Here is a 2,735-nt window from a genome sequence, read left to right as displayed (position 1 = left end):
GCCTTTATTGCTCGATGCAGATGCCCTGACACTGCTTGCCCGCTCTTCCGAATTAACCGAACGCCTCAAATCGTACAAACATATCGTCCTGACACCTCATCCGGCCGAAGCCGCACGCTTACTCGGCACCGATACCCAATCAATTCAGGCCGACAGGCAAAAAGCCGTGACCGAAATCAGCCGTAAATATGGCGCGACCGTCGTATTGAAAGGCCATCATACATTGGTGGCCACGGCAGACGGCATAGTCTATACCAACACCAGCGGCAATGCCGGTTTGGCCACTGCAGGCAGCGGCGATGTCTTGAGCGGCATTATCGGCAGCCTGCTGGCGCAAGGCATTCCGACATTCCAAGCCGCCTGCGCCGGCGTATGGCTGCACGGAGCGGCAGCCGATGTCATCAAACACAGCAGCCAAAGCGAAACCGGCATGCTTGCCGGAGAAATCGCACCTGCCGCCCGATGGCTGCGCAATATTTTATCAAAAGAATAATGCCGTCTATATAGCAAATACAAATCACAGGCCGAGACCTTTGCAAAAACTCCCTTTTACCCGACGGCCGAAACCTAAACACAGGTTTTCGGCTGTTTTTATTTCAAATATCCACTGATTCTACTCAAATACCCCCTTAATCCCCCTTGGATACCTGATAATCAGGCATCCGGCCGCCTTTTAGGCGACAACAGGCACACTTAGCCTGTTAGCCGCTTTCAACAGGTTCAAACACATCGCCTTCAGATGGCTTTGCGCACTCACTTTGAGCAGACCAAAATAGGCTGCCTGGGCATAGCGGAATTTACGGTGCAGCGTACCGAAGCTTTGTTCGACCACATAATGGGTCTTCGACAAATATCGGTTGCGTTTGGTTTGCGCTTCCGTCAGCGGACGGTTGCGGTGTGCTTTGCGCATAATGCCGTCTAACAACTGATGCGCTTCCAGATGTTGCCGGTTTTCCGCGCTGTCATAGCCTTTGTCGGCATAGACGGTCGTATCTTCGGCTATACCTTCCAGCAAAGGCGACAGGTGGTTGCACTCATGGGTATTGGCGGGGGTAATGTGCAGTTTCTCGATATAGCCTTCCGCATCGATACGGGTATGTTGTTTGTACCCAAGTCTGTATAAGCCGTTTTTCTTTATCCAACGGGCATCGCTGTCTTTACTCGGTGTGGTTTGGCCGCTGACTTGTCCTTCTTCATCGACTTCTATGGCCTGGCGCTGTTTGCTGCCGGCGGTCTGAATAATGGTGGCGTCAATGACGGCGGCGGATGCTTTCTCTACTTTTAGGCCTTTTTCGGTCAGTTGGCGGTTAATCAGTTCCAATAATTCGGACAGGGTGTTGTCTTGCGCCAGCCAGTTGCGGTAGCGGCATAAGGTGCTGTAATCGGGGATGCTCAGTTCGTCAAAACGGCAAAACAGATTGAAATCGATGCGGGTGATGAGACTGTGTTCGAGTTCGGGATCGGAGAGGCTGTGCCATTGTCCGAGCAGGACGGCTTTGAACATGGACAACAGGGGATAGGCGGGGCGGCCGCGGTGGTCTCTAAGGTAACGGGTTCTTTGACGGTTCAGGTACTGTTCGATCGGTTGCCAATCAATCACTTGATCTAACTTTAGCAATGGGAGGCGGTCGATGTGCTTGGCGATCATGACTTGTGCGGTTTGCCTGAAGAAGGTGCTCATGAGAAATCCCCTAAATGTCTTGGTGGGAATTTAGGGGATTTTTGGGGGGATTTTGCAAAGGTCTCTATTTGCGTTATTTTTTGTGCTCCTTGCATCTTATCCGAATGATGTATATGTACAACATATTTTCATGATATGTGAAAAATCTATACAGAATACTTGCATTTAAATTTCATTTTTTTACAATGGAGGGTGCAACTTTCTTCAAGTGACTATCACCGTTAAGACCATGCGGTGTCCCTTTTTCAGTTTACGGGGAAAGAGAATCTTGAATAACGTCCCTACACCCACCACAAAAAGGTAAAAAACATGAAAAAATTCAACGTTAAAGCATTGAGTTTGGCTATTGCGGCAGCTGTGGTAAGCAGCGCAGCGGGCGCGGCTGAAAGAGATCTGGGTTCAATTCCCGAAAAGGCACAAAATGCTATGGCATTTCAGACCGTTTTTGGTGAAAACACCAAATTCGATCAAGATACTGGGAAATTCACTTTTGACAAGGAGAGTTCAGCCCTGTTGTTGAAAACTATGGAGCTGGAGCAGGCAGTTAATGGCTTTGCTGCCGGCAGCAACTTCGTCGCTACTAATGAAGATGGCAGCAAAACCGTCCGTGAAGCTACACAAGCAGATGTTGAAGCTGACGGCTTTGGCGGATTGGGTTTGAAAGAAGTTGTAGCTGCACACGATGAGGCATTGGGTGACTTGACTGAAACCGTCAACGACAACAGCGAAGCATTGGTAAAAACTGCAGAAGTTGTTAACGCCATCAGCGCAGATGTAAATGCTAATAAAGCAGCATTGGAAGAGCAAAAAGAAGCTAACGAAGGCTTCAATAATGCGATTGCCAGCTTGGATAAAGACATCGTTGACTTGGCACAAGCAGGTCTGAAAGCAACTGAGGCTTTGGAAGCCAACCGTAAAGATATTGATGCCAACACAGCAGCAATCGAAACTAAAGCCGATAAAGCTGACTTCGAAGAATTGGCAAAATACACTGCCGACATGGGTAAAAAAGTTAACGACATCGGTGATGAAGTAACTGCCCTGAGCGACGCGA

General features: G+C 49.0%; 2 protein-coding genes and 1 pseudogene. 2 read left to right on the top strand and 1 reads right to left on the bottom strand.

Translation table 11 applies throughout. From position 1 onward, the window contains the following. The coding region (locus ACTHUM_RS11240; RefSeq protein WP_440402905.1) for an NAD(P)H-hydrate dehydratase at window positions 1–493 on the top strand (493 nt) is incomplete at its 5' end. A gap of 180 nt (window positions 494–673) precedes the next feature. Here the strand turns inward: ACTHUM_RS11240 and ACTHUM_RS11235 are convergent. Next, a complete protein-coding gene (locus tag ACTHUM_RS11235) occupies window positions 674–1,681 on the bottom strand; it encodes an IS5 family transposase (RefSeq protein WP_440402904.1) in 1,008 nt (335 codons plus the stop codon). 309 nt (window positions 1,682–1,990) lie between these two features. Here ACTHUM_RS11235 and ACTHUM_RS11230 point away from each other — a divergent pair. Continuing rightward, window positions 1,991–2,735: pseudogene (locus ACTHUM_RS11230) on the top strand (outer membrane insertion C- signal); the annotation flags it as partial.

The organism is Neisseria sp. P0021.S006, from assembly GCF_051956895.1.
Note: the sequence above shows the minus strand (reverse complement) of the source record. Positions and strands in the feature narration are given on the sequence as shown.

What these genes read in the sequence shown, in the direction of transcription:
- ACTHUM_RS11235 (WP_440402904.1), bottom strand. Translation starts at nt 1,681, where the DNA reads ATGAGCACCTTCTTCAGGCAAACCGCACAAGTCATGATCGCCAAGCAC.